The 2880-nt window shown below is 64.3% G+C and carries 3 protein-coding genes; all 3 read right to left on the bottom strand.

Going from position 1 to position 2880, the window contains the following annotated elements; translation table 11 throughout:
* Positions 1–20: 20 nt before the first annotated feature.
* Complete coding sequence (locus tag JOZ76_RS32605; RefSeq protein ID WP_291705500.1) at positions 21–1001, bottom strand: ABC transporter ATP-binding protein; 981 nt, start codon at positions 999–1001, stop codon at positions 21–23.
* Positions 1002–1314: 313 nt separating this feature from the next.
* Positions 1315–2289: an ABC transporter permease gene (locus JOZ76_RS32610; protein ID WP_291705501.1), complete on the bottom strand. Its 975-nt coding sequence runs from the start codon at positions 2287–2289 to the stop codon at positions 1315–1317.
* Between the two features lie 17 nt (positions 2290–2306).
* The coding region (locus tag JOZ76_RS32615; RefSeq protein ID WP_291705502.1) for an ABC transporter permease at positions 2307–2880 on the bottom strand (574 nt) is incomplete at its 5' end.

Raw genomic sequence — 2880 nt, forward strand, 5'->3', positions numbered from 1 at the left:
CACCTCGACGAACGGAGCGGTCATGCCGCGCTCTCCGTGACGTCGAACAGGTGGCAGGCGACGGCCTGGGTGTCCTTTCGGATCGGCTCGGGCCGCTCGATGGTGCAGCGCTCGAAGGCCTGGGCACAGCGCGGATTGAACGGGCACCCTCTGGGGATTGCCGACAGCCGCGGCATCGCGCCGGGAATCTGGATCAGGCGGTGAGCGTCGCCCGCGAGCGTCGGGATTGCGCCCATCAACCCCTTGGCATAGGGGTGCAGCGGATTGCGGATCACCTCCTGCACCGGGCCGATCTCGGCGATACGGCCGGAATACATCACCGCGACGCGGTCGCAGGTCTCGGCGATCACGCCCATGTCATGGGTCACCAGCATCACGGCGGTGCCGTGGTCGCGGCCAAGCCGCTTGATCAGCGCGATGATCTGGGCCTGCACTGAGACGTCGAGCGCCGTGGTCGGCTCGTCGGCGATGATCAGCTCGGGCTCGGCGCAGAGCGCGAGCGCGATCACGACGCGCTGGCGCATGCCGCCGGAGAATTCATGCGGGTAGCCGTCGATGCGCTTGTCCGGCGCGGGAATGCCGACTTCGGCGAGCAGGTCGATGGCGCGTTTTCGCGCGAACGAGTCGGACAGGCTGGTGTGGGTCTTGATGGTCTCGACGATCTGGTCGCCGATCCGGTAGAGCGGATTGAGGCTGGTCAGCGGGTCCTGGAAGATCATTCCGATCCGCTTGCCGCGGATTTTTCGCATCTCCTCCGGCGGCAGATCGTCGATGCGCAGGCCGGACAGGCGGATCTCGCCGCCAGCGATGCGGCCCGGAGGGTCGATCAAGCCGATCACGGCGAGCCCTGTGACTGATTTGCCGGCGCCGGATTCGCCGACCACGCCCAGCACTTCGCCCTTGGCGATATCGAAGGAGATGCCATCGATCGCGCGCAAACTTTCACGACGGGTGGCAAACTCCACCTTGAGGTTGCGCACGGAGAGCACCGGTTCGGTCATGTTGCGACGCTTCGAGGGCCGTCTACACCTCTCCGACTAGGGAAAGGAGCAATCGCATATGACGCCAGCCGATCTTGGCGCCAAGGTTTCCTCGTCGTCATGGCCGGGCTTGTCCCGGCCATCCACGTCTTTGAAGGCCATAGAAAAGAAAGGCGTGGATGCCCGGCACAAGGCCGGGCATGACGAGTGATGGACGTGGCGCGACCACCCCTCCCTGATATGTTCTTGGCCGCCCCCATCATGAGCGTTCTCTTCGCATGAGGAGATGTGGCATCGCATTCGCGGCAAGAGCTTGCTCTGATCCCATCAGTCTTCATCGCAGTTTCGGATTGAGCGCCTCGCGCAGCCAGTCGCCGAGCAGGTTGATCGACAGGATCAGGGCGGCGAGTGCGATGCCGGGAAAGGCGACGATCCACCATTCGCCGGAAAACAGATAGTTGTTGCCGATCCGGATCAGCGTGCCGAGCGAGGGCATGGTGTCGGGCATCCCGGAGCCGAGGAACGACAGCGTCGCCTCGGTGATGATCGCGAGCGCGAGGTTGATGGTTGCGATCACGAGCACCGGGCCCATTGTGTTGGGCAGCACATGGCGCATCATGATCACCGGCGCCGGCAGGCCGATCAGCCGGGCGGCCGCAACGTAATCCTTGTTCTTCTCGACCAGCACTGAGCCGCGCACCGTGCGGGCATATTGCACCCAAAAACTGAGGCCGATCGCGATCACCAGCACGATCAGCATGCTCGCCGCGTCGAGCCGGTCGCCGAACACCGATTTGGCGATGCCGTCGACCAGCAGCGCGATCAGGATGGCGGGGAAGGTGAGCTGCACGTCGGCAACCCGCATGATCAGGCCGTCGATGGCGCCGCCAAAATAGCCGGCCACGAGGCCGAGCGCGATGCCGAGCGCGCCGGAGACCAGCACGCCGAGCACGCCGACCACGAGTGAGATTCGGAGGCCATAAAGGATCGCCGACAGCACGTCGCGGCCCTGCTCGTCGGTGCCGAGCAGGAACGGGCTCTGGCCGTCAGCGGTCCAGAGCGGCGCGATGCGCGAGTTCATCAATTGCAGCTGCGCCGGGTCGAACGGGTTTTGGACCGAAAGCAGGGGAGCGAAGATCGCGGCGAGAAAGAACAGGGCCGTGATCGCCGCGGCGAGCATGGTAAGGCGGGAGCGGCGGAAGGAGTAGAACAGGTCGCCTTCAACCAGGCGCTTGAGCCGGCCGTTGGACGAGGAGCCGGCGCGCGAAGTGCTGGTCTCGGGCTTGCTCGGAAGGGCGGCATCGCTCATGGGCTCATTTTCCGGAACTACGCCGGTCGGCTGATGGTCGAACGCAGGCGCGGGTCGACCACGGTGTAGAGGATATCAACCACCAGGTTGATTGTGACGAAGATCAGGGACACCATCAAGAGATACGCGGCCATGATCGGGATATCGACGTTCTGCACGGCCTGGACGAAAAGCAGACCCATGCCGGGCCATTGGAACACGGTTTCGGTGATGATCGCGAATGCAATAACCGAGCCAAACTGCAGTCCCGCCACCGTGATGACCGGAATGAGCGTGTTCCTCAAGGCATGGCCGAAATGGATCGCCCGGGTGGTCAGGCCTCGGGCACGGGCGAAGCGGATATAGTCGGTGCGCAGCACCTCGAGCATCTCGGCGCGGACCAACCGCATGATCAGCGTCATCTGGAACAGGCCAAGCGTGATCGAGGGCATGATCAGCGCCTTTAACCCGGAGACGGTGAGGAGGCCGGTGCTCCACCAGCCGATCCGCACGGTCTCGCCGCGGCCGAACGAGGGCAGCCAGCCCAGCACAACGGCGAACAGGTAGATCAGGAGGATGCCGATCAGGAAGGTCGGCAGCGAAATGCCGATC

This window comes from Bradyrhizobium sp. (assembly GCF_019244115.1).
Taxonomy (GTDB): domain Bacteria; phylum Pseudomonadota; class Alphaproteobacteria; order Rhizobiales; family Xanthobacteraceae; genus Bradyrhizobium.